Annotated in this window: 1 protein-coding gene; it reads right to left on the reverse strand. The window is 70.9% G+C overall.

The window, feature by feature from the left end:
• Window positions 1–97: 97 nt before the first annotated feature.
• On the reverse strand, window positions 98–1759 hold the full coding sequence (locus tag AB0K37_RS41925) for a glycoside hydrolase family 6 protein (protein ID WP_363991753.1): 1662 nt from the start codon (window positions 1757–1759) through the stop codon (window positions 98–100).
• Window positions 1760–1908 lie beyond the last annotated feature (149 nt).

The following is a 1908-nucleotide window of genomic DNA, read 5'->3' on the forward strand; positions in this document are numbered from 1 at the left end:
CGTGCAGTTCTGGTCGCTGGTCCCGGCCATCGTCGATCAGGACGGGAAGAGGCCCCGTGACCGGAGCGGGTCACGGGGCCGTTTCCGTGGTGGCCGGTTACCGGACGGGCGGGTTGGCGTTCTTGAGCAGCTCCTGGAACTGGGCGGAGAACCAGTGCCCGGACAGCGGGGCGTCCGCCAGCGCACCGCTCATGTTGTTGTTGTTGCGCGGGTTGCCGGTGTACGTGGGGTCGCACATCCGGTCGAAGCCCTTGCCCTCGTCGTTCGGGATCTCCTTGCTGGCGCCGTCCGACTCACCCGGGGGCTTCATCCACACGTAGGCGTCGATGCCCGCGGCGGGGGCCGCCTTGGGCCGCTCGCCGAGGCCCGCGCCCGCCTGGTTGCACCAGTTGCCGAGGTGGATGCGCCGGTCGGTCCGGCTGCCGTCCACGTAGGCGTCCACGCTGGTCTTCGGGCCGGGACCGGTCGGGCGGTTCGCGCCGCCCCAGCCGTTGCGGCTCGTGTCGATGAGCATGCCGATGCCCGAGTCGAACCCGTCCTTGACGAGTTCCTGCCGGAACGCCTGCGCGTAGGAGAGCTCGTCGACGTACCGGTTCCAGTCGACCCACTTGGACTGCCGGACGGACGTGCCGTTCACGGTGTCGTTGATGGTGAAGTAGGGCTCCTGCAAGGCCCCGTAGTTGGCGGTGTTGGTGATGAACCCGGCGACGTTGTTCTTGGAGCCGGACGCCTGCGCGACGGTCGCGAGCAGCTGCGCGGTCGGGCCGAAGTTGTCGTCCCAGCCGATCCAGCCGTGGTGGCCTACGTCGAGGTAGTTGTAGACGTTGGAGATGGCGCCGAGCTTCTGCAGCGCGTAGGCGATGCCCTTCTCGTAGTTGCCGTTGGCCTTCATCGTGTCGCAGGCGGGGGTGGCCGTCGGCCGGCTCCCGGCGTTCGTGATCAGGTTCGGCAGCGAGTCGATCTCCACGACCGTGACGATCCGCAGGCCCGCGTACTTCGCGTCGCCGAGGATCTGCGCGATCGGGTCGATGAACTGCGTCTTGTACTTGTCGAGGTCGTCCGGGCCGAGTTCGCCGTTGGAGGCCAGCGCGGAGCAGTCACGCCCGGGCAGGTCGTAGACGACGAGCTGGACCACACCGGCGCCCTGGTCGAGGGCCTTGTCGAGGTGGGCGCGCAGGCCCATGGAGCCGTTCGCCCCCTGGATCGCGGCGATCCTGTCCAGCCACACGCCGGTCGGCTGGTTGGAGACCGCGCTGCCGCCCGGCTCGGCCGCGGCCTTGGCCGACCACTCGGGGTTCACGTACGCCTTCACCCCCGCGTAGGGGTTGTCGACGCGGTTGCCCGGAGGCGGATCGGTGGGCGGGTCGGTGGGCGGGTCGGTCGGTCCCGCCGACCCGGTGCAGACGGTCCCGTTCAGCTTGAACTGGGCGGGTGCCTGGTTGGCGCCGGAGTAGGTGCCCTGGAAGCCGGGGTTGGCCGTCGCGTTGGTCGCCAACGTGGTGGCCCAGCTCGGGTTCTTCACGGTGACGTGCTTGCCGGACTGGGTGAACGTCCCGTTCCAGCCCGAGGTCACCTGCTGGTTGCCGGCGAAGTCCCACTCCAGCGTCCAGCCGCCGCTGATCGGGTCGCCGAGGTTGGTGACCGTCACGGAGGCGGTGAAGCCCGTGCCCCAGTCGTTCGTCGTGTAGTCGACCTTGCAGCCGGCGGCCGCGCTGGCCTGGGCCTGGGCCAGCGCGACCGTGCCTGAGGCGAGCAGCAGGGCCGCCGAGCCGGCCGCCGTGCCGCGGCGCCGGGCGGCCCGGCCCGCCCGCGCGGCGGGGGGGTTGATCCGGGTTCCTCCCTCTGGGTGGGGGGGGGTGTCTTGGGGGGGGGGAGGGTGCGGAGCGCAGGGGGGGGCGCAGGACCGCG

Origin of the sequence: Actinomadura sp. NPDC049753, from assembly GCF_040674655.1 — a bacterium.
Classification (GTDB): Bacteria; Actinomycetota; Actinomycetes; order Streptosporangiales; family Streptosporangiaceae; genus Spirillospora; species Spirillospora verrucosospora.